Here is a 21,950-nt window from a genome sequence, read left to right on the forward strand (position 1 = left end):
TAGGCGGCCGGACGGTCGACCTCGCCCCGGTCCGGTGCCGTGCGCCGCACGTCACGACCGGGTGCGCCGGGCGCCGGTGCGCCCGACGCGGGCTTCTTCTTGCGCTGCTCAGCCACCGCGCACCTCCAACGGGGTCTCGGGTCCGGACGGGTCGGTCGGCTGCGTCGCCGCGAGGCGGCGCTGCGCGCGCGGGGACGGCGGCAGGACCTGCCCCGGCAGGGGTGGCACCGGGTAGCCGTTCTCGAACGGGTCGAACTCCTGCGGGCCGGTCGGCTCGGGTGCCGGCTCCGGCTTCTTCTCCGGCACGAGGAACGAGGCGACGAGCCCGACCACGACGAGACCGGCGAGGAAGAAGAGCAGCGTGCGCAGGTCCACGTCCCACAGCTGGCGCGCGGCCTGGACGAACGTCACGCACACGACCCACAGGAGCGCGGCCGGGATGAGGACCTTCCACCCGATCTTCATGAACTGGTCGTAGCGGAACCGCAGCACCGAGCCCCGGATCCACACGAACACGAACATGAACAGCCAGACCTTGGCGACGAACCACAGGACGGGCCACCAGCCGGTGTTGAACATGCCGTCGTTGATGGCCGAGATCGGCCACGGGGCACGCCAGCCGCCGAAGAACAGGGTGGTCGCGACCGCCGAGACGTTGAGCATGTTGATGTACTCGGCGAGGAAGAACCACGCGAACTTCATCGACGAGTACTCGGTGGTGTAGCCGCCGACGAGCTCGCCCTCGGCCTCGGGCAGGTCGAACGGCAGACGGTTCGTCTCGCCGACCATCGAGATGAGGTAGATGACGAACGCGGGCAGCAGCGGCAGGAACCACCAGACCTGCGTCTGGGAGTCGACGATCTGGGAGGTCGACATCGACCCGGCCATGATGAACACGCTGACCAGGGACAGGCCCATCGCGAGCTCGTAGGAGATGACCTGCGCGGTGGAACGGACCCCGCCGAGCAGCGGGTACGTCGAGTTGGACGACCAGCCGCCGAGCACGATGCCGTACACGCCGACCGCGGCGCACGCGAGGATGTACAGCACCGCGACCGAGAAGTCCGTGAGCTGCAGCGGCGTCACGACGCCGAAGATGCTCACCTCGGGTCCGAACGGGATGACCGCGAACACCAGCAGCGAGCACAGCACCGCGATCATCGGCGCGAGGATGTAGACCAGCTTGTCGGCCGCCTTGACGGTGACGTCCTCCTTGACCAGGAGCTTCATCGCGTCGGCGAGCGACTGCAGCAGGCCGAAAGGTCCGTGCACGTTGGGTCCGGGCCGCAGCTGCATGCGACCCACGACGCGGCGCTCGAACCAGATCGCGATGAGCACGCTGGTCAGCAGGAAGACGATGATCGCGACCGCCTTGAGCAGCCAGACCCAGAACACGTCCTGGCTGAAGTCCGCGACGACCGGGGCGACAGCCCCGTCGCCGACGGCGGTCGGCAGCGCGCCCAGCGCCGTGGCCAGCACGCTCATGCCCGCTCCTCCTCGTCCACGCGGACGCCGGCGACGGCCTCCGCAGCGTCCCCGGTGAGCCCGGAGTCCGCATGTGCCGTGACGCCGGGGGCGTCGCTGCGGCCCACCGGCGCGAGCGCCACGACCGTGCCACCGACCGCGCCCAGCACGTCGCGCACCGCGGCGCCACGCGGGTTCGTCGCGAGCCACACGACGTGGTCCGCCATCTCGGTGACCTGCACGGGGACCGTGATCGTGCCGCGGTCGGTGCTGACAGCCACGTCGTCGCCGTCGGCCACACCCGCCGCCTGCGCCGTGACCGGCGAGACGCGGGCGACCGGCTGCTTCGCCGTGCCCGCCAGGTACGGCTCACCGTCCTGCAGGCGACCGGCGTCCAGGAGCTGGTGCCACGTCGCGAGCACCGCGTGGCCCGGGGGCACCGCGGGCGGCTCGTCCGAGCCCGTCGCGGGCCGCTCGACCCGCGCGCCGTCCCAGCCACCGAGCTGGTCGAGCTCGGCGTGCACGTCCGCCAGCGTCAGCAGGCCCAGGTCGGCCCCGAGCGCGTCGGCGAGCCGGTCGAGCACGCGGAAGTCCGACAGCTGCGTCGTCGTCAGCACCTGCGCGAACGGGCGCGGACGCCCCTCCCACGTCACGTACGTCCCGGCCTTCTCGACCGGCGGCGCCACGGGAAGCACGACGTCCGCGAGGTCGGTGACCTCGCTGCGCCGTACCTCGAGCGACACCAGGAACGGGACCGCGGCCAGCGCGGCACGAGCCAGCACGGGGTCGCCGTGGTCGGCCGGGTCCACGCCACCGACGAGGAGCGCACCGAGCTGCCCCGCTGCCGCGGCAGCGAGGATCTCGTCCGCGCTGCGTCCCGGTGCGGCCGGCAGGTCGTCGACGCCCCACACGGCGGCCACGTCCACGCGGGCCGACGCGTCGCTCACCGGACGACCGCCCGGCAGCAGCGTCGGCAGCGTGCCCGCCTCGACCGCGCCGCGCTCGCCGGCGCGCCGCGGGATCCACGCGACGCGGGCACCCGTGCGCTCCGCGAGCCGGAGCACGGCGGTCAGGGCGCCCGGCACGGTCGCCGCGCGCTCGCCCACGAGGATGACCGCGCCGTCGGCGGCCAGCGCCTCGGCGGTGGTGCCGAGCACGTCCTGCGCGCCCGTGGTGATCGCGTCGAGCACCTCGGGCTCCGTGCCCGGGGCCGCCGGCAGCAGCGTGCCGTCGAGCCGTTCGAGGCCGCGGCTCGCGAGAGCGGCGAGCGAGAACACCCGCGTGCGGCCGGCCACGACGGAGCCGCGCAGGCGCAGGAAGAGGATGCCGCCCTCCTCCTCGGGCTCGTACCCGACGCACAGCACAGCCGGCGCGGCCACGAGGTCGCCGAACGTCACCTGCAGCGTGCGACCGGCGACGTGGTACCCGAGGAACGTCTCCTCCTCCGCGGAGTGCGGACGCGCGCGGTGGTCGACGTCGTTGGTGCCGAGCACGGTGCGCGCGAGCTTGGAGTACGCGTAGGCGTCCTCGAGCGTCACGCGGCCACCGGGGAGCACGCCGACGGTCGCGCCGCGCAGCCCGGCCGCGGCGGTGTCGAGCGCCTCGGTCCACGAGCACGGCTCGAGCTCGCTGCGCGTGCCGTCCGCCAGCCGCCGACGCACCATCGGCGTCGTGACGCGGTCCGGTGCCGACTGCCAGTGGAACGCGAACCGGTCCTTGTCGCTGACCCACTCCTGGTTGACCGCCGGGTCGTCGCCCGCGAGGCGTCGCAGGACGACGCCGCGGCGGTGGTCGACACGGATCGCCGACCCGTTGGCGTCGTGCTCCGCGATCGAGGCTGCGGACACGAGGTCGAACGGGCGGGCGCGGAACCGGTAGGCGGCGGACGTGAGCGCACCGACCGGGCAGATCTGCACGGTGTTGCCGGAGAAGTACGACGCGAACGGCCGACCGCTCGTGTCGAGCGTCGACGCCCCCACCGGGGCGTCACCCGTGAAGCCGAGGACCTCGGTGTCGAACGTCCCGATCTGCTGCGCGGCGCCCCGCTTCTGCAGGTCGATCCACACGTCGCCCGCGATCTCCTCGGAGAACCGGGTGCACCGCTGGCACAGGACGCACCGCTCGCGGTCGAGCAGGATCTGCGTCGAGACCGCGATCGGCTTGGGGAACGTGCGCTTGACGTCGACGAACCGGGTCGCGGCGCGCCCGTTGCTCATCGCCTGGTTCTGCAGGGGGCACTCGCCACCCTTGTCGCAGACGGGGCAGTCGAGCGGGTGGTTGATGAGCAGCAGCTCCATGACGCCGTGCTGGGCCTTGTCGGCCTCGGGCGACGTGTGCTGCGTCTTGACCTGCATGCCGGGTGTGGCCTGCAGCGTGCAGGACGCCTGCGGCTTCGGCATCTTCGCCAGGTTGCCGTCGCGCCCGGGGGCCCACACCTCGACCAGGCACTGGCGGCACGCACCGGCGGGCGCCAGCAGCGGGTGGTCGCAGAAGCGCGGGATCTGGATGCCCAGCTGCTCGGCGGCCCGGATGACGAGCGTGCCCTTCGGCACGGTCGTCTCGATCCCGTCCACGCTGAACGTGACGGTGTCCGACGGCTCCGCGGGCGCGGCCGGCGGTGCGGCCGGCACCAACGGCGTGGTCGACGAGCCCCTCGGGGTCGTGATGGTCATGCGTGCACCCCCGCCAGCTGCGTGCTGCGACGCGGCGTGTAGTCGAAGAGCGAGCTGCGCTCCGGCGGGAAGAGGACGTCGGCGGGCGTGTGCGTGCCCGCCTCGAACTCCTCCCGGAAGTACTGGATGGCGCTGGTCACCGGGCTGGTGGCGCCGTCCCCGAGCGCGCAGAACGCGCGGCCCAGGATGTTGTCGCACAGGTCCAGCAGCAGGTCGATGTCCGCCGTGGTGCCCTGACCCGCCTCGAGGCGGCCCATGATCTGCTCCAGCCAGAACGTGCCCTCGCGGCAGGGCGTGCACTTGCCGCACGACTCGTGCTTGTAGAACTGGATCCACCGCGACACGGCCTTCACGACGGACGTCGTCTCGTCGAAGATCTGCAGGGCGCGCGTGCCGAGCATGGACCCTGCGGCACCGACGGACTCGTAGTCCAGCGGCACGTCGAGGTGCTCCGCGGTGAAGATCGGCGTCGACGAGCCGCCGGGCGTCCAGAACTTCAGCTCGTGGCCCTCGCGCACGCCACCGGCCATGTCGAGCAGCTCGCGCAGCGTGATGCCCAGCGGCGCCTCGTACTGCCCGGGGCGCGTGACGTGTCCCGAGAGGGAGAACAGGCCGTGACCGGCCGAGCGCTCCGTGCCCATCGACGTGAACCAGTCGGCCCCGCCGACCAGGATCCCGGGCACCGACGCGACGGACTCGACGTTGTTCACGACCGTCGGCCGGGCGTACAGGCCCGCGACCGCGGGGAACGGCGGCTTGAGACGCGGCTGACCGCGCAGGCCCTCGAGCGAGTCGAGCAGCGCCGTCTCCTCACCGCAGATGTACGCGCCGGCGCCGGCGTGCACGGTGATCTCGAGGTCGAAGCCCGACCCGAGGATGTCGGTCCCCAGGTAACCGGCCTCGCGCGCCTCGCGCACGGCCTCGAGGAGCCGGCGGTAGACGTGCACGACCTCGCCGCGCACGTAGATGAACGCGTGGTGGCAGCCGATCGCGTAGGACGTGATGATCACGCCCTCGATGAGGTCCTGCGGGCTCGCCAGCATGAGCGGGATGTCCTTGCAGGTGCCCGGCTCGGACTCGTCGGCGTTGACCACGAGGTAGCGCGGTCCGCCGTCCGGCGCGGGCAGGAAGCCCCACTTCATGCCGGTCGGGAAGCCGGCGCCACCACGGCCGCGCAGGCCGGAGTCCTTGACGGCCGTCACGACGTCGGCAGGCGCCATGGTCAGCGCACGACGCAGACCGCGGTAGCCGCCGTCGGCCTCGTACCGGGCGAGCTTCCACGACCGGTCCGCGTCCCAGTGCGCGGACAGCACGGGGGTCAGGGTCGTCATCACGACTCCTTCGCGTCGTCGGACTTCTGCTTGCGCTGCTCGCCGGCGGGCGAGACGTCGGCAGGGGTCGTCTCCGGGCGCTCGGCGCTCGACTGCGCCTCGCCCGCGTCCGGCTCGCCGTGGGTGGCGCCCGTCGCGGTGGTGCGCTCGTCCGCGTCGAACGACGGGGCGGTCCAGCCCCGCTCCCGGGCCAGCACGGTGCCGCGCACCGTCGCCGGACCGGCGCCCACGCCCTCGTCGGCGCGCCCGTCGGGGAAGCCCGCCAGGACGCGGCTCATCTCCTTGAACGTGCAGACGCTCGACGCCCCGCGGGTCGGCGCGACGGGTGCGCCCTCGACCAGCCGGTCGACCACCTCGACGGCCGAGGCCGGCGTCTGGTTGTCGAAGAACTCCCAGTTGACCATCATCACCGGCGCGTAGTCGCAGGCCGCGTTGCACTCGATGCGCTCGAGCGTGACCGCGCCGTCCTCGGTCGTCTCGTCGTGACCGATCCCGAGGTGCTCGGAGAGCTCCTCCCAGATCGCGTCGCCGCCCATGACCGCGCACAGCGTGTTGGTGCACACCCCGACGGTGTAGGTGCCGTTGGGGTGCCGCTTGTACTGCGTGTAGAAGGTCGCGACGGCCGACACCTCGGCCGTGGAGATACCCAGCGTCGTGGCGCAGAACGCGATGCCGCGCGGGCTCACGTAGCCGTCCTCCGACTGCACCAGGTGCAGCATCGGCAGCAGCGCGGAGCGCGCCTGCGGGTAGCGGGCGATGATCTCCTGCGCGTCGGCCGTCAGCCGCGCGCGCGTCTCCTCGTCGTACCCGACGGCGTGCCGCTCACCCGGGACACGGCCGTGCTCGTGGGGCGCTGCTGCGCCCGCGTGCTCGACGGACATCAGCGGTCCACCCCTCCCAGCACCGGGTCGATCGACGCGACGGCGACGACGACGTCGGCGATCTGCCCGCCCTCGCACATCATCGAGACGGCCTGCAGGTTGTTGAACGACGGGTCGCGGAAGTGTGCCCGGTACGGCTTGGTGCCGCCGTCGGACACCAGGTGCACGCCCAGCTCGCCGCGCGGGTGCTCGACGGTCTGGAAGACCTGGCCCGCGGGCACGCGGAAGCCCTCGGTCACCAGCTTGAAGTGGTGGATCAGGGACTCCATCGAGGTGCCCATGATCTCCTTGATGTGGTCGAGCGAGTTGCCCATGCCGTCGGTGCCGATGGCCAGCTGCGCCGGCCACGCGATCTTCTTGTCGGCGACCATGACGGGTCCCGGCTTCGCGAGCCGCTCGAGGCACTGCTCGACGATCCGCATCGACTGGTAGCACTCCTCGACGCGCACGAGCAGGCGGGCCCACGAGTCCGCGGCCTCCTGCGTCGGGACGTCGAAGTCGTACGTCTCGTAGCCGCAGTACGGGTCGGTCTTGCGCACGTCGTACGGCAGGCCGGTCGCGCGCAGGAGCGGGCCCGTGACACCGAGCGACATGCAGGCCGCGAGGCTCAGCGCGCCGACGTCCTTCATGCGGGCGTGCAGGATCGGGTTGGCCAGCATGAGGTCCTCGAGCTGGCGCATGTAGCCGCGGACCTTGACGAGGCCCTCGCGGACCGAGTCGATCGCGCCCGGGGGCACGTCCTGCGCGACGCCGCCGGGGCGGATGTACGCGTGGTTCATGCGCAGCCCGGAGATCATCTCGAAGATCTTGAGGATCTCCTCGCGGGCCGTGAAGCCCAGGATCATGATGGTCGTGGCGCCGAGCTCGTTGCCGCCCGTGGCCAGGAAGACCAGGTGCGAGGAGATGCGGTTGAGCTCCATCATCAGGACGCGGATGACCGAGGCGCGCTCGGGGACGTCGTCCGTGATGCCCAGGAGCTTCTCGATCGCGAGGCAGTAGGCCGCCTCCTGGAACAGCGGGGCGACGTAGTCCATGCGGGTGCAGAACGTCACGCCCTGGGTCCAGGTGCGGTACTCCATGTTCTTCTCGATGCCCGTGTGCAGGTAGCCGATACCGGCACGGGCCTCGGTGACGGTCTCGCCGTCGATCTCGAGCATGAGGCGCAGCACGCCGTGGGTCGACGGGTGCTGCGGGCCCATGTTGACGACGATGCGCTCCTCGCCGAGGCGAGCGGCCTCCTCGGCGATGTCGGACCAGTCGCCGCCGGAGGCCTCGAACGAGGGCACTCCCGCGGTGTCGTCCAGCGGGACGTGGCGGGTCGCGTGGGGTGTCTGCGACGTGGGGGCGGTCATCAGCTGTACGACCTCCGCTGGTCCGGGGGCGGGATGGTCGCGCCCTTGTACTCGACCGGGATCCCGCCGAGGGGGTAGTCCTTGCGCTGCGGGTGGCCCGGCCAGTCGTCGGGCATCTCGATGCGGGCCAGGCCCGGGTGCCCGTCGAAAACGATCCCGAAGAAGTCCCAGGTCTCGCGCTCGTGCCAGTCGTTGGCGGGGTAGACCGCCACCGTGGACGGGATGTGCGGGTCACCCTCGGGCGCCGCGACCTCGAGCCGCAGACGGCGGCCGTGCGTCACGGACGCCACGTGGTAGACCGCGTGCAGCTCGCGCCCCGCGTCGTGCGGGAAGTGGACCCCGGAGACCCCGAGCGAGAGCTCGAAGCGCAGGTCGGGGTCGTCGCGCAGGGCCTGCACGACCTCGACGAGGTGCTCGCGCGCGACCTCCAGCGTGAGCTCGCCGCGGTCGACGACGACGGCCTCCACCGCGTTCGCGAAACCGGTGCCGGACTCGTCGAGCACCTCGGTGAGGACGTCGACGGCCTCGTCGAACCAGCCGCCGTACGGGCGCTCGCTCGGGCCGGGCATCGCGACGGTCCGCACGAGACCGCCGAACCCGGAGGTGTCACCGGTGCCGGCCACGCCGAACATGCCGGTGCGGACGTCGACGATGTCGAGCGGCGTGCGCGGGCTCGTCGGGTCGAGGCCGGCCGGGACGTTCTGGGACCCGGCCTCGAGGGCCGCGGCACTCGTGCGCTGCGTCCCGGCGGGCGCGGGCTCCCCCGGCTTGACCGCGGCGGACGCGTCGGCCTTCTCGGCCGTCGGCTTGGTGCCCTCCGTCGGGCGGTCGGCGACGGGGGACGTCGCGTCCTCCGCCGGCGTGGACTGCGCGACCGGCTTGGTGCCCGTCGTGGGGTCGGTGCCCTCGGAGGGCTTCGTGCTCTCGTCGCTCATCGCAGCAGTCCCGTCATGTGCGACGTCGGGGTCGCGGCCATCGCGGCCTCCTGCGCCTTGCGTGCCGCCTCCTGGCGGTTGACGCCCAGCGGCTCGTCCTGGATCTGCTGGTGCAGCGCGAGGATCGCGTGCAGCAGCATCTCGGGACGCGGCGGGCAACCGGGCAGGTAGATGTCCACAGGCACGATGTGGTCGACGCCCTGGACGATCGCGTAGTTGTTGAACATGCCGCCGGACGACGCGCACACGCCCATCGACAGCACCCACTTCGGGCCGGCCATCTGGTCGTAGACCTGCCGCACGATGGGCGCCATCTTCTGGCTGACACGTCCCGCGACGATCATGAGGTCCGACTGGCGCGGCGACGCGCGGAAGACCTCCATGCCGAGCCGCGAGATGTCGTACCGGCTGGTGCCGGCGGCCATCATCTCGATCGCGCAGCACGCGAGCCCGAAGGTCACCGGCCACAGCGATGCCTTGCGGAAGTAGCCGACGAGGTCCTCGACCGTCGTCAGCAGGAAGCCCGAGGGCGCTTCCTCGATCCCCATGTCAGTCCCTCCTCGGTGTCGGTCGGCTGCACGTCCTGGCAGGTGTCGGGGCCGGCTGCGCCGGGCCCCCGGGGGTCAGTCCCACTCCAGACCGCCGCGCTTCCACTCGTAGACGAACGGGACCGTGATGATCAGCAGGAACACCATCATCGCCACGAGGCCGAACGTCGCGAGCTCCGCGAAGCCCACGGCCCACGGGTAGAGGAAGACGACCTCGATGTCGAAGATGATGAAGGTCATGGCGACCAGGTAGTACTTGATCGGGAAGCGCCCGCCACCGATCGCGTGGGGCGTGGGCTCGATGCCGCACTCGTAGGCCTCGAGCTTGGCGCGGTTGTACCGCTTGGGGCCGAGGATCGCGCTCGCGCCGACCCCACCGAGGGCGAGGACGGCCGCGATCCCGATCATCACCAGGAGCGGGACGTACGGGTTGCTCATCGAGCGATCCTCCTCGTCGAAGACGTCCGGCCGGTGCGGCCCAGCGTCACGTGGGTCATGCTCGCCGCCTCACGCATCGGGCGCCAGCCGGGCGAGAGCGGCGATGACGCGGTCGACCAGGTCGCCGCCGCGGGGTTCGTAGCAGTCGGACAGGAGCTTGAGCACGAACTTCATGAGCAGCGGGCGCGGCAGCCCGTAGCGCGTGCACAGGTGCATCACCTGGGGGTGCTCGATGAGCCGCACGAACACCCGGCCGAGCGTGTAGTACCCGCCGAGATCGTCCTTCATGCGCTGCTGGTACGTCGCCAGCGCCCGCTCCCGTCCAGCGGCCGAACCGCGCGCCAGACCCTGCGCGATCGCGTCCGCCGCGACCCTACCCGCCTGCAGGCCGTAGGCGATCCCCTCGCCGTTGAACGGGCTGACCATCCCGGCGGCGTCGCCGGCGAGCAGCAGCCCGTCGGCGTAGAGCGGGCCGCGGTTGAAGCCCATGGGCAGCGCCGCGCCGCGCACGGGTGCGACCTGGTTCTCCGGGGTGAACTCCCACTCGCGCGGCGCGTTGGCCATCCAGCGGGCGAACAGGTCCTTGTAGTCGACCTTGGTGGCGGCCGCCGTCGAGCTCACCGAGCCCAGGCCGACGTTCGCGGTGCCGTCGCCGAGCGAGAAGATCCAGCCGTACCCGGGCATGAGGTTCGAGCGGCCCGGGGGGCCGTCCCACAGCTCGAGGTGCGACTCCATCCAGGGGTCGTCGTGGCGGGGCGTGCGGAAGTACGTGCGGACGGCCACGCCCATCGGCCGGTCGTCGCGCTTGGCGCGCCCGACGGACGTCGCGAGCCGCGCCGAGACGCCGTCGGCGGCGATCACGACGGGCGCGCGGTACTCGACCTCGTCCCCCGCGTCGACGGTGCGCCGCCCGTCGGTCGCGACGGGCCTGGCCCGCACGCCGACGACGCGACCGGTGCGCTCGTCGCGCACGGGGGCGGTGACGGCCGTGCCCTCGAGCAGCTTCGCGCCGCCGGCACGCGCGTGCTCGGCGAGGATCTGGTCGAACGACGTGCGCGCCCGCGCCAGGCCGTACGACGGGTAGCTCGACAGCTCGGGCCAGGGCAGCTCGAGGCGGTGACCGCCTCCGATGACCCGCAGGCCGCGGTTGCGGATCCAGCCGTCCTGCTCGCGGATCGGCACACCCATGCGCACCAGCTCGGCCACGGCGCGGGGCGTCAGGCCGTCGCCGCAGATCTTGTCGCGCGGGAACGTCGCCTTCTCCAGCAGCAGGACGTCCAGCCCGGCGGCGGCGCAGTGGAAGGCCGCGGAGGACCCGGCGGGACCGGCGCCGACGACGATGACGTCCGCGTCATCGATCGTCCCGACCACCCTGCCACCCCACTTGTGACGTTGTTCACGTGCAACCCCGGCGAGTGTAACCAGCCCGTCCGGGCATGTCTGCGAAGGGTTGGCTTACCTCAGCGACAGCGCCGGACGTTGGTCCCGCGCCCGGCTCCCGAGCGGCCACGACGCACCGCCCGCGGTCCCGCTCCCTGCGCGGGACGCACCGGCGTGACCCATCCTCCCCGGACCCGGCGCGCCCCGGCGCGAGCGCCGCGCAGCGCACACCTCGCAGGTCAGGGCCGGGTCGCGCGGTGCAGGGCGACGATGCCGCCCGACAGGTTGCGGAAGGCCACCTTGTCCCATCCGGCACCCCGCACCAGCAGGCCCAGCTCGCGCTGGTCCGGCCAGCTGCGGATCGACTCCGCGAGGTACACGTAGGCGTCCGGCTCCTTGGACACCGCCCGCGCGACGGGCGGCAGGGCCCGCATGAGGTAGTTGGTGTAGACCGTGCGGAACGGCGCGAACGTCGGCCGGGAGAACTCGCACACCACCAGGCGTCCCCCGGGCCGCGTGACGCGCAGCAGCTCGCGCAGCGCGGCGTCGACGTCGGACACGTTGCGCAGCCCGAACGACATGGTCACCGCGTCGAAGGACTCGTCGGCGAACGGCAGGTGCAGCGCGTCGCCCGCCACGAACGGCAGGTCCGGGCGGCGGCGGCGGCCGACGCGCAGCATGCCCGTCGACAGGTCGCACGGCACGACGTGCACGCCCGCGTCCGCGAGCGGCTCGCTCGACGTCCCCGTGCCGGCGGCGAGGTCGAGCACCGTCTCGCCGCGCTCGGCGCCGAGCGCCGCGAGCGTGGCCTTGCGCCACGCGCGGTCCTGCCCGAGCGAGATGACGTCGTTCGTCAGGTCGTACCGGTGCGCGACCGCGTCGAACATGGCGGCGACGTCGCGGGGGTCCTTGTCGAGGGCGGCGCGAGGCATGCGCCCATGGTCGCAGGTCCGAGCGGTCGGGCGCGCACCGTGCTCGGGTAGCGTGCGGCGTGGGCGCGCCGCCGGGTCGCGCCACCGATCCGACCCCCGGGGGCGTCACCACCCATGCCGCAGTACGCGATCCTCGTCCAGCCGTCGGCGAACCGGGTGTACACCCAGAACGCCGCGCGCCTGCTGAGCAACGAGCTGCTCGCGCTCGACGACCTGCTCCTGGGCGGCCGCGTCGCCGCCGCGGGTGGTCCCGTCGAGCGCAGGCTGGGCGGTGTCCCGTACCTCGTGCTCGACGCACCGGACCTCACCGTGGACGACCTGCGCGTGCTGGCCAACCTGTCGTCGCTGTTCGCGCTGTTCGAGCTGCGGGACGACGGCTCGCTGCTGCCGCTCGACGCACCGCGCCTCGACCGCTACGACGACGACCTGCTGACGATCCTCAAGTACATCGGCAAGACGAACGAGCAGCTCACCCGGCTGCTGCTCAACCTCACGGCGGCAGCCGCGCTCCCGGTCGAGGGGTTCCTCGGCTCGCGCGTGCGGGTGCTCGACCCGATGTGCGGGCGCGGGACGACGCTCAACCAGGCGCTGATGTACGGCTGGGACGCGTACGGCGTCGACGTCGACCGGCGCGACGTCGAGGCGTACACCGCGTTCGCCGCGCGCTGGCTGCAGGACAAGCGGCTCAAGCACCGGTCGAGCTCGAGCCGCGTGCGGGTCGCCGGCCGCAACCTGGGCCGCCGCACGACGTTCGAGCTCGCCGCCACCAAGGACGAGTACCGCGCCGGTGACGTGCAGACGCTCGAGATCACGCAGGGCGACACGCTCGACACGGACCGCATGTACCGCGCCGGCTTCTTCGACGTCGTCGTCGCGGACGCGCCGTACGGCATCCAGCACGGGTCGGTGACCGGGCCGCGGACGCCGTCGCGCTCCCCGCGGGACCTGCTCACCGACGCGATCCCGGTGTGGACGACCGTGCTGCGCCGCGGCGGCGCGATGGGCCTGTCGTGGAACACCAAGGTGCTCCCGCGCGAGGACCTGGTCGCGATGCTCCGCGACGCCGGGCTGGAGCCGCTCGACGGGCCGGCGTTCCTCGGCCTGGCGCACCGCGTGGACCAGGCCATCGAGCGCGACGTCGTGGTGGCCCGCAAGCCGCGTTGAGACGAGCGTCGCACCGCTCCGCACCCGGTCAGCGGCCCGCGAGGGCCTACGCTGGACGACGATGAGCACGTCGCCCGAGACCCCTGTCACCGGCGGCGTCCCCCGCCCCCTGCTCGTGCGCACGGTCGAGTGCGACCTCCCCACAGGTGACGCCCCGGACGCCGCCGACCTGCTCGACCTGCTCGGCCCCGACGCCCCCCTCGCGTGGGTGCGCCGCGGCGACGGGCTCGTCGCCTGGGGCGAGGCCGTCCGCGTGGAGGTGCACGGCGCCGACAGGTTCGCGGCCGCCGAGCGTGCGTGGCAGCGGGTCCTCGAGCACGCGATCATCCGCGACGAGGTCCGGCTGCCGGGGACCGGCCCGGTCGCGTTCGGCTCCTTCGCGTTCGACGACGACTCCCCCGCGGGCGGTGTCGTCGTCGTGCCACGGGTCGTCGTGGGCCGCCGCGACGGCCGGACGTGGCTGACGACCCTGAGCACCGCCGGCGAGCTCGGTCCCGCACCGCGGCTGCGCGACGTCGTCCCGCACCACCACGCACCGACCTCGCCGGGCGAGGTCACCTACACCGACGGCGCCGTCGACGCCGATGCCTGGCTCGACGTGGTCGCGCGGGGGATCGCCGCGATCCGCGGGGGCGAGGTCGAGAAGGTCGTGCTCGCGCGCGAGGTCCACGCCCGCACGGAGCACCCGCTCGACGTGCGGTGGGCCCTGCAGCGGCTCGCCGACCGGTACCGCTCGTGCTGGACGTTCAGCGTCGACGGGATGATCGGCGCGACACCCGAGCTGCTAGTGCGCTCGGAGCGCGGGCTCGTCACGTCCCGGGTGCTCGCGGGCACCATCCGGCGCACGGGTGACGACGACGCGGACATGGGCCGCGCCGCGATCCTCGCGCACTCGTCGAAGGACCTCGAGGAGCACGAGTACGCCGTGACGTCGGTCGCGCGGGCGCTCGCACCGTTCTGCTCGTCGTCGAACGTCCCCGACGTGCCGTTCGTCCTGCCGCTGCCGAACGTGCTGCACCTGGCGTCCGACGTCACCGGCGTCCTGACCGCACCGCAGGGGGACGACGCACACCCCTCCTCGCTCGCGCTCGCCGCGGCCCTGCACCCGACCGCCGCGGTCTGCGGCACCCCGACGCAGGCTGCGCGCGCGCTCATCACGCGCATCGAGGGCATGGACCGCGGCCGGTACGCGGGCCCGGTCGGCTGGTTCGGTGCCGACGGCGACGGCGAGTGGGGCATCGCGCTGCGCTCCGCAGAGGTGGACCGCGACGACCCGCGCCGCCTGCGGCTGTTCGCCGGCTGCGGTGTCGTCGCCGCGTCCGACCCGGCAGCCGAGCTGGCCGAGTCACGCGCGAAGCTCGACCCCATGCGTCACGCGCTGTCCTGACGTCGTCGCGACCCGGGAGCGGGGCGCGGAGCGCGAGCGACGGGACGCGTGAGGGCCCGCCGCGAGAGGGGGGATCTCACGGCGGGCCCGTGCATGCACCGCGCACACGGCGCGACGCCGGCACCGCGGACGTGACGCGGTCGGCGCCGCTCGGCCGTGGCGCGGCGCTCGGGCGCGGCCCCGTCGCGGGGGCCGCGCCCGGGCCTGATCAGCCCTGACCCTGCTGCTGCTGCTGCTGGAACCACTCCCAGAGGTCCTCGGGCGTCATGCCTTCAGGCAACCCACCCTGGCCCTGGCCCTGGTCGCCCTGATCCTGCTGCGGGGCCGTGCCGAAGTCGTCCGGCCGCGTGGCGAGCGTGACGTCCAGCTCAATTGCCTTGCCGTCGCGCACGACCGTCAGCGTGGCCTCGTCGCCCGAGGACATCGCCCGGACGAACGCGGTGAGGGACTCGGCGCCGCCCACGGGCTCGTCCCCGATCGCGACGATGACGTCCCCGGGCTGGACCCCCGCCTCACCGGCGGGCGAGCCCTCGGTGACGCTCTCGACGACGGCGCCCCGACGCGTGATCCCGTCGGCGGTAGCCGTGCCGTCGGACAGGGTGACGCCCAGGAACGCGTGCTCCGCCTGCCCGTTGTCGATGAGCTGGGACGCGATGTTCTTCGCCAGGTTCACGGGGATCGCGAAGCCCAGCCCGATGGATCCCGACGCCTGGCTCAGCGTCGCAATCGAGGACGTGATGCCGATGACCTTCCCCGTGGCGTCGAACAGCGGACCACCGGAGTTGCCCGGGTTGACCGCGGCGTCGACCTGGATGGCGTTCGTCACCGCACCGTCGGCACCGTCCACGCCCTGCGTGGAGACCGGACGGTCGACGGCCGAGACGATGCCGGTGGTCACCGTGTTGGCCAGCCCCAGGGGGTTGCCCACGGCCATCACCGGGTCGCCCACCTTGACGTCGTCGGAGTTGCCGAGCGAGGCGGCCTGCAGGTCGTCAGGGGCGTCGAGGATGCGGACGACCGCGAGGTCCGTGGCGGCGTCCGTGCCGACCACCTCGGCCTCGAAGATGCGGCCGTCGGTGAGCGTCACGCGGACGTTGCCCTGCGCGCCGGCGACCACGTGGTCGTTGGTCAGCACGTACCCGGAGTCGTCGATGACGAAGCCGGACCCCTGGCCGCCGCCGGACTGCGTCTGCACGTCGATCGCGACGACGGAGTCCTGCACGGCTGCGGCGACCCGCTGCCAGTCCGGGTCCTGCGCGCTCGATCCCGTGACGGGCGCCTTGTCGCTGTCGGAGCTGCCGAGGCCGGCGATCGACGACGCGCGGTCGGACGAGCCGGGCTGGTCCAGGTAGTCGAGGGTCGCGATCGACCCGCCACCGACGAGCAGCCCGACGACCGCGGCGGACGCGATCCACGCCCAGGTCCGCGAGCTCTTGCGGCGCTGCGGGTCCGCGGGCGCCGCCCACGGGTCGGACGGCGGGGTCGCCCCCGGGGGCGCCTGGCCGGGCCCGGTCGTGGTGGCGCCGAAGGCAGCACCGGGTGCGTGCCCGGTCGACGCGGGTGCGGCACGGTGGGCCGTCTCGTAGCGCGCCCACTGCTCCGCGGGCGTCAGACGCGGCTCTCCGGCGGGCGGGGTGGCGCCGGCGGCGGGGAGCGGCTGGGTGGCGCGGACGTCCGGCCCGGTGGTTCCGGCGGCGGACCGCGGCTCGGGGGTGGAAGTGGTCATGGGTGCCTCCTTGTCGAATCCCATCACACCGCGTCGTCCTGAGATCGGCCTCCCAGGGGGCTGGGAGTTTCCTGGGAGTATGCCGGGCAGACGGCCCGCGCAGCGGTCAGGACCGGGCAGACGGCCCGCGCAGCGGTCAGGACAGCGGCGACAAGGCCTTGTCGACGGCCGCCGCGACTTCCGCCGCCAGACGTTCCCCCAGGGAGCGCCGGTGCGCGCGGTCCACCCGCACCTCGACGACGCTCATCCCCGTCCCGGGCGCGGCGAGTGCGGGCAGCAGGCCGTCGGTGTCGACGACCCGCGTGTGCCGCACCCCGTACGCGGCGCACAGCGCGGCGATGTCGACCCCGTGCGGCGTCGCGAACACCCGCTCGAACACGTCGGCACGCTCCGGGGCGCCGTGCTCGAGCGTCGTGAACACCGAGCCCCCGTCGTCGTTCGAGACGACGATCTGCAGGTCGACCGACGGCTCCGCCGGGCCCCGCAGCAGCCCGCCCACGTCGTGCAGGAACGTCAGGTCGCCGAGGTAGGCGCGCACGCGACGGTCCGGCAGCGCGAGCGCCACGCCCGTGGCCGTGGCGATCGTGCCGTCGATGCCGGCCAGGCCCCGGTTGGCGAGCACGAGCGGCGCCAGGTCCCAGCGGGCGACCAGGTCGAGGTCCCGCACCGGGTTGGACGAGCCGACGACGAGCACGTCGTCCGGCGCGCTGGCACGCGCCACAGCACGCGCCAGGGCCCAGCCGCTGACACGCGGACCGCTGCGCGACCGGCGCGCGTCCTCGGGCGCGTCGAGGACGCCGGAGAGCACATCCTGCGCGGCGGCGTCGGCGGTGCGCCACGCGTCGAGCCATCCCGCGGGGGCGCCGACCCGGCCCTGCCGCATGCGCCACGGGACCTCGAGCAGCACCTGGGAGGCGTTGCGCGCGGCGTCGGGCCAGTCCGTGCCACGGGGCGCGACGACCAGCACGTCGACGTCGGGCCGCGCGAGCAGCACCTGGACGGGTCGGCTCAGGGTCGGGCGGCCGAGCACGACGACACGGCCGACGCGCCCTCCGAGCCGCTCGTCCGCGAGCAGGAGCCGGTAGGCGCCGACCGCGTTGGGGCCCTGCCGCGCACCGGACGACGGCTCGGCCAGGAGCGGCCACCCGTTCGCCTCCGCGAGGCGGGCCGCCCCGGGCCCCGCGCCGTCGCCCGCCACGACGACCGTGGGGACCGCGCCGCGCGCCCGCCGCGACGGCCGAGCACGCTCCCGCTCGTCGTCGACGGCCTCGACGACGAGCGGGACCGCGCCCGTCGACGCGGCCGACTGCTCCGCGGGCTGCGCGCGCCCGCCGACGTGCGACAGGCCGGCGTCCGCGGCGGTGGGCCACGGCTCGTCGCCCGGCACCAGCGGCTCGCGGAACGCGAGGTTGAGGTGCACCGGCCCCGGGTCGCCCGTGCGGGCACCGGTCGCGGCAGCCAGGGCGCGCGACACCACACGGCGCAGGTCCCGGTCCTCACCCGGCAGACCGCTCGGTGCGGGGACGTCGACCGCGAGGCGCACGGAGGACCCGAACAGCTGCGCCTGCTCGGTCGTCTGGTTGGCGCCGGTCCCGCGCAGCTCGTGCGGCCGGTCGGCCGTCAGCAGCACGAGCGGCAGGCCGGCGTGGCGCGCCTCGAGGACCGCGGGGTGCAGGTTCGCCACGGCCGTGCCGGACGTCGTGACGACCGCGACCGGGCGGGCGGGACCCGGCCCGCGCAGCCCCGCGTGCGCGGACGCCTTGGCCAGACCGAGCGCCAGGAACCCCGCGTCGCGCTCGTCGACGCGCACGTGCAACCGGATCGCGGGCGCCCCGGCGGGGCGCTCGTCGTCGGGACGGGCGGCGTCGGCGAAGGCGTACGCGAGGGGCGCGCTGCGCGACCCGGGCGCGAGCACGACGTCCCGCACGCCGAGCGCCGCGAGGGCCTGCACCAGGACCCGGGCGGCCGCCACGGCCGGCGACGGCGGACGCGCGCCGTCGCCCGGCAGGGCCGTCGCGTCGCGGCGCTGCCGGCGGCGGGCGGGCGGGTCCTCGGGCGTCACGTCCGCCATCATGCCCGAGCCCGCACGGCGGTGAGCCTGCCGCCCCAGCGCGCCACGAGCGCGGGCGGTGCTGCCGCCGCGCCCACCAGCGCCGCGGACGGCTCGGGGCGCCGGACCTCGATCGCGCCGTCGCGCGGCAGCAACGGGTCGCTCACGAGGTCGTCGGCGAGCAGCGCCGCGGTGGCCAGACCGCACGCGTACGGCAGCTCGGGCAGCGCGCCGGCCAGGGCGAGACCTGCGGCGAGCCCGACCGACGTCTCGAGCGCCGACGACACGACCACGGGCAGACCGGCCTGCTCGGCGAGCCGCAGGCAGGCGCGCACGCCACCGAGGGGCTGCACCTTCAGGACGATCACGTCGGCCGCGTGCCGCCGGACGACCGCGAGCGGGTCGTCGGTGCGTCGCACCGCCTCGTCCGCCGCGAGCGGCACGTGCGTACGGCGCCGCAGGGCCGCGAGGTCGTCGACCCCCGGCACGGGCTGCTCGGCGTACTCCAGGCCCCCGGCGGCACGGTCGAGAGCCGCCAGGCGCCTCACGGCCGTGTCGACGTCCCAGGCTGCATTCGCGTCGACACGGATCGCGCCGTGCGGACCGAGCGCGTCGCGCACGGCCTCGAGCCGGGCCTCGTCGGCGCCGGCGGGCTGCCCGGGCTCCGCGACCTTGACCTTCGCGGTGCGGCACCCCCCGGACCCGGTGACGATGCGGTGGGCGTGCGCGGGGTCGACCGCAGGGACCGTCACGTTCACGGGGACGTGCGTGCGCACCGGCGCCGGCCAGCCGTCGTCGGCGGCCTCGCGCGCCGCGCGCCACCAGCGCGCCGCGGCGGTGTCGTCGTAGTCCCAGAAGGGGCTGAACTCGCCCCACCCCGCGTCGCCGCGCACGAGCACGCCGTCACGTCGGGTCAGACCGCGGAAGCGGGTGCGCAGCGGCACGTCCCACACGACGACGTCCGGCTCCGTACCCACGTCCCCAGGCTAAGCCGCACGCGCACCTGCGCCGACCGCCGCCGCGGGCGGGCGAGGTGGCGGGGTGTCCGCGGGGGCGTCGTTAGGGTGGTGGCGTGAGTGAGAACGGCAGCCCCGCCCCCCTGCCCGCGCGCGTCTCGGAGACGTTCGACCCGACGCGGTGGCGCGAGGTCGCCGGGTTCGAGCACCTCACCGACATCACCTACCACCGCGGGCGCGCGCGGCCCACGGCCGAGCAGGCCGCGGCCGGTGCGACCGAGCGTGACCTGCCGGTGGTCCGGGTGGCGTTCGACCGCCCCGAGGTGCGCAACGCGTTCCGCCCGCACACCGTCGACGAGCTGTACGCGGTCCTGGACCACGCCCGGACGACGTCCGACGTCGGCACCGTGCTGCTGACCGGCAACGGCCCGTCACCCAAGGACGGCGGCTGGGCGTTCTGCTCCGGCGGGGACCAGCGGATCCGCGGGCGCGACGGCTACCGGTACGCCGACGGCGAGACGGCCGCAGCCGTCGACCCGGCCCGTGCGGGCCGCCTGCACATCCTCGAGGTGCAGCGCCTCATCCGGACGATGCCGAAGGTCGTCGTGGCGCTCGTCAACGGGTGGGCCGCCGGCGGCGGGCACTCGCTGCACGTCGTCGCCGACCTGACGATCGCCAGCCGCGAGCACGCGCGCTTCATGCAGACCGACGCGAACGTCGGGTCCTTCGACGGCGGCTACGGCTCGGCCCTGCTGGCACGGCAGGTGGGGCAGAAGCGCGCGCGGGAGATCTTCTTCCTGGCGCGGGAGTACTCGGCGGACGACGCCCTCGCGTGGGGCGCCGTCAACGACGTCGTCGCCCACGCGGACCTCGAGGACGCGGGCCTGGAGTACGCGCGCATCCTGGCGACGAAGTCGCCGCAGGCCGTGCGGATGCTGAAGTTCGCGTTCAACCTGGCCGACGACGGGCTGGCCGGTCAGCAGGTCTTCGCCGGGGAGGCGACCCGCCTGGCGTACATGACGGACGAGGCCGTCGAGGGGCGCGACGCGTTCCTGCAGCGGCGCGACCCCGACTGGTCGGGATTCCCGTACGCGTACTGACGCGGTGCCCGTCGGGCGGCGTCGCGACGTGCCGTCAGGAGGTCCCCACCCAGGTCGAGAGGTCGAGGAGCGTCGCGGCCATCGCGCCTCCGCCGACGAGCAGCGCGACCAGGACGACCCCGGCGACCACGACGGCGACGGCGGAGCGCACCGAGTGGTCCTCGGGCTCACGGCGACGCGACGACGCCGGACGGACGGTGACGGGGAGCGGGGTGTGTGCGGCCATGCCCCCAGCGTCGCCGGTGCCGGGGAGCAGTCGCGTCGCCCCCCAGGACGGTCCGTGACGGCCCGACCGCCCCCCCGGGGTCGCACCGCCTCCACCGTGAGGACGACGGGACGGCCACCGTTGTCATCCCCCGGTATCGCGGCGGGGCCGCGGACCCGTCAGGAGATCGTCAGCGAGCCCTTCCCGGCGGGGACCAGCTCGACCCACGTGTTGCCGGGCGCGAGGCTCGCCTCGGACCCGTCGGGCAGCAGCAGCCGCATCGGCTGGTCCTGCGCGTCCTTCTGCCACCGCGCAGCGACCGTCTTGCCACCCGTCGCGATGACCGCGTCCCCGGAGCCGACGAGCTCGTAGGTGGGCACGGGTGCACCGCCCTGCGCGCCGTACCCCGTGTTCGGGTGCGACGCGGTGATCGCGACGACGTTGACGGCCGAGAGCCGGGCACCGTTCGCGGCCGTCGCGGGCGTCGAGCCCTCGGACCGCAGCCACGTGCCCGTGCCGGCGTCCCAGGTCCACGTCGGCTGCGACTGGCCCGAGAGGCGGAACGCGAGCGTCCCCGCGGGGGTCCCCGCGGTCACGGCCGCCGCGCGGTCGGCGCTGCGCGCGAACCCGAACTGCTCGGCCGGTGCGGTGCGCCCGGCCTCGGCGATGCCCCACCACGTGGCGAGCGACCCGTACACGTTGTGCGGGGCCTTGCGCGTGCGCACGCGCTCCAGGCCCGGCGCACCGGCGTCGTGCGAGATCTGCTGCACTCCCGACGCGGCCACCAGCTGGACGATCCCCGGCTGCCCGCCCGAGAACGCGAGCATGCCGCCCAGCGGCGCCACGATCTGGGGGTCCATGGGTCGGACCGACCGGATCGGGCCCACCTGCTCGGGGGCCTGGGAGTGGAAGACCGCGACCAGCCGCGAGACCTCGAACTCGATGATGGTCTCCCAGACCACATCGGCCTGGTCGAGACCCGACTGCGGGCGCGCGGCGGACGTGTTCTCGATCTTCACGCCGATCGCCGGGCGCGGGTCGGGCGCGCCCTCCACACCCGTGAGCGGCCACGTCGACGGCACCTCCGGCGCGGGGACGGCCTGCTTGTCGGCGGCGACGTCGGCGCGGGCGGTGACGGTGGGTGCCGGCGCCGCCGCCGGGGACCCGCACGCCGCGAGCGCGAGGAGCGCACCGGTGGCCACCAGGGCACCGGCCCGGCCCCGCCACGCGCGTGGCGGACCCGTGCGCACCGCACCCCTGCGCATCGAACCCCTGCGTGCCACCGTCGCTGCCATCTTCGCTCCCGTCCCCCGCCGCTGCGGCCATCTGCCACCGCGCGACCTGGCTTGCGCCCGAGCGGAACCGCCCCGGTCCGCCGGATCGCGCCACACTCTACGACGCTCACGCCGCTCGTCGGGAACGTCGGCGG

General features: G+C 74.1%; 18 protein-coding genes. 3 read left to right on the plus strand and 15 right to left on the minus strand.

The window, feature by feature from the left end; translation table 11 throughout:
* Positions 1–108: 108 nt before the first annotated feature.
* The 10 genes from nuoH to NP048_RS13760 all read right to left on the minus strand — a co-directional run bounded on the left by nuoH (position 109) and on the right by NP048_RS13760 (position 11,933).
* The gene (gene nuoH / locus NP048_RS13715) at positions 109–1,485 is read right to left on the minus strand and encodes an NADH-quinone oxidoreductase subunit NuoH (RefSeq protein ID WP_227576178.1); all 1,377 of its coding nucleotides are present in this window, start codon (positions 1,483–1,485) and stop codon (positions 109–111) included.
* Positions 1,482–4,136: an NADH-quinone oxidoreductase subunit G gene (locus NP048_RS13720; RefSeq protein WP_227576179.1), complete on the minus strand. Its 2,655-nt coding sequence runs from the start codon at positions 4,134–4,136 to the stop codon at positions 1,482–1,484. Before NP048_RS13720 ends, nuoH begins: the two co-directional genes overlap by 4 nt.
* A complete protein-coding gene (nuoF, locus tag NP048_RS13725) occupies positions 4,133–5,467 on the minus strand; it encodes an NADH-quinone oxidoreductase subunit NuoF (RefSeq protein WP_227576180.1) in 1,335 nt (444 codons plus the stop codon). Before nuoF ends, NP048_RS13720 begins: the two co-directional genes overlap by 4 nt.
* On the minus strand, positions 5,467–6,348 hold the full coding sequence (gene nuoE, locus NP048_RS13730) for an NADH-quinone oxidoreductase subunit NuoE (protein WP_227576181.1): 882 nt from the start codon (positions 6,346–6,348) through the stop codon (positions 5,467–5,469). The genes nuoF and nuoE overlap by 1 nt, the downstream gene beginning before the upstream one ends.
* Positions 6,348–7,700 carry an NADH-quinone oxidoreductase subunit D gene (locus NP048_RS13735; protein ID WP_227576182.1) on the minus strand — a complete coding sequence of 451 codons (1,353 nt, stop codon included), beginning with the start codon at positions 7,698–7,700 and terminating at the stop codon, positions 6,348–6,350. Before NP048_RS13735 ends, nuoE begins: the two co-directional genes overlap by 1 nt.
* A complete protein-coding gene (locus NP048_RS13740; RefSeq protein ID WP_227576183.1) occupies positions 7,700–8,635 on the minus strand; it encodes an NADH-quinone oxidoreductase subunit C in 936 nt (311 codons plus the stop codon). The genes NP048_RS13735 and NP048_RS13740 overlap by 1 nt, the downstream gene beginning before the upstream one ends.
* Positions 8,632–9,183, minus strand: coding sequence for a NuoB/complex I 20 kDa subunit family protein (locus tag NP048_RS13745; RefSeq protein ID WP_013117933.1), 552 nt, complete (start codon positions 9,181–9,183; stop codon positions 8,632–8,634). Before NP048_RS13745 ends, NP048_RS13740 begins: the two co-directional genes overlap by 4 nt.
* Before the next feature lie 75 nt (positions 9,184–9,258).
* Positions 9,259–9,621 (minus strand): NADH-quinone oxidoreductase subunit A, encoded by a 363-nt coding sequence (locus tag NP048_RS13750; protein ID WP_227576184.1) that lies wholly within the window; start codon positions 9,619–9,621, stop codon positions 9,259–9,261.
* A 69-nt stretch (positions 9,622–9,690) separates the two neighbouring features.
* Positions 9,691–10,992, minus strand: a complete 1,302-nt coding sequence (locus NP048_RS13755) for a geranylgeranyl reductase family protein (protein ID WP_227576185.1) — start codon at positions 10,990–10,992, stop codon at positions 9,691–9,693.
* 248 nt (positions 10,993–11,240) lie between these two features.
* Positions 11,241–11,933, minus strand: a complete 693-nt coding sequence (locus NP048_RS13760; RefSeq protein WP_227576186.1) for a demethylmenaquinone methyltransferase — start codon at positions 11,931–11,933, stop codon at positions 11,241–11,243.
* A 114-nt stretch (positions 11,934–12,047) separates the two neighbouring features.
* Between NP048_RS13760 and NP048_RS13765 the strand changes: the two genes are divergently transcribed.
* Together NP048_RS13765 and NP048_RS13770 are read left to right on the plus strand one after the other, a co-directional pair.
* On the plus strand, positions 12,048–13,097 hold the full coding sequence (locus tag NP048_RS13765; RefSeq protein WP_227576187.1) for a TRM11 family SAM-dependent methyltransferase: 1,050 nt from the start codon (positions 12,048–12,050) through the stop codon (positions 13,095–13,097).
* A 61-nt stretch (positions 13,098–13,158) separates the two neighbouring features.
* Entirely contained in the window at positions 13,159–14,484 is a 1,326-nt protein-coding gene (locus NP048_RS13770; protein WP_227576188.1) for an isochorismate synthase, read from the plus strand.
* Positions 14,485–14,692: 208 nt separating this feature from the next.
* Here the strand turns inward: NP048_RS13770 and NP048_RS13775 are convergent, their stop codons facing one another.
* The 3 genes from NP048_RS13775 to NP048_RS13785 form a co-directional block, all read right to left on the minus strand.
* Complete coding sequence (locus NP048_RS13775; RefSeq protein ID WP_227576189.1) at positions 14,693–16,210, minus strand: S1C family serine protease; 1,518 nt, start codon at positions 16,208–16,210, stop codon at positions 14,693–14,695.
* Positions 16,211–16,346: 136 nt separating this feature from the next.
* A complete protein-coding gene (menD, locus tag NP048_RS13780; protein ID WP_431355887.1) occupies positions 16,347–18,281 on the minus strand; it encodes a 2-succinyl-5-enolpyruvyl-6-hydroxy-3-cyclohexene-1-carboxylic-acid synthase in 1,935 nt (644 codons plus the stop codon).
* On the minus strand, positions 18,281–19,237 hold the full coding sequence (locus tag NP048_RS13785; protein WP_227576191.1) for an o-succinylbenzoate synthase: 957 nt from the start codon (positions 19,235–19,237) through the stop codon (positions 18,281–18,283). Before NP048_RS13785 ends, menD begins: the two co-directional genes overlap by 1 nt.
* Positions 19,238–19,332: 95 nt before the next feature.
* On the opposite strand from NP048_RS13785, the gene NP048_RS13790 reads away from it, so the two are divergent.
* The gene (locus tag NP048_RS13790) at positions 19,333–20,316 is read left to right on the plus strand and encodes a 1,4-dihydroxy-2-naphthoyl-CoA synthase (protein WP_227576192.1); all 984 of its coding nucleotides are present in this window, start codon (positions 19,333–19,335) and stop codon (positions 20,314–20,316) included.
* Positions 20,317–20,350: 34 nt separating this feature from the next.
* Here the strand turns inward: NP048_RS13790 and NP048_RS13795 are convergent, their stop codons facing one another.
* Together NP048_RS13795 and NP048_RS13800 are read right to left on the minus strand one after the other, a co-directional pair.
* Positions 20,351–20,542 (minus strand): hypothetical protein, encoded by a 192-nt coding sequence (locus NP048_RS13795; protein WP_227576193.1) that lies wholly within the window; start codon positions 20,540–20,542, stop codon positions 20,351–20,353.
* A gap of 158 nt (positions 20,543–20,700) precedes the next feature.
* Entirely contained in the window at positions 20,701–21,786 is a 1,086-nt protein-coding gene (locus tag NP048_RS13800) for a DUF3048 domain-containing protein (RefSeq protein ID WP_227576194.1), read from the minus strand.
* Positions 21,787–21,950: the final 164 nt, after the last annotated feature.

It is taken from the genome of Cellulomonas xiejunii, assembly GCF_024508315.1.
GTDB lineage: Bacteria > Actinomycetota > Actinomycetes > Actinomycetales > Cellulomonadaceae > Cellulomonas > Cellulomonas xiejunii.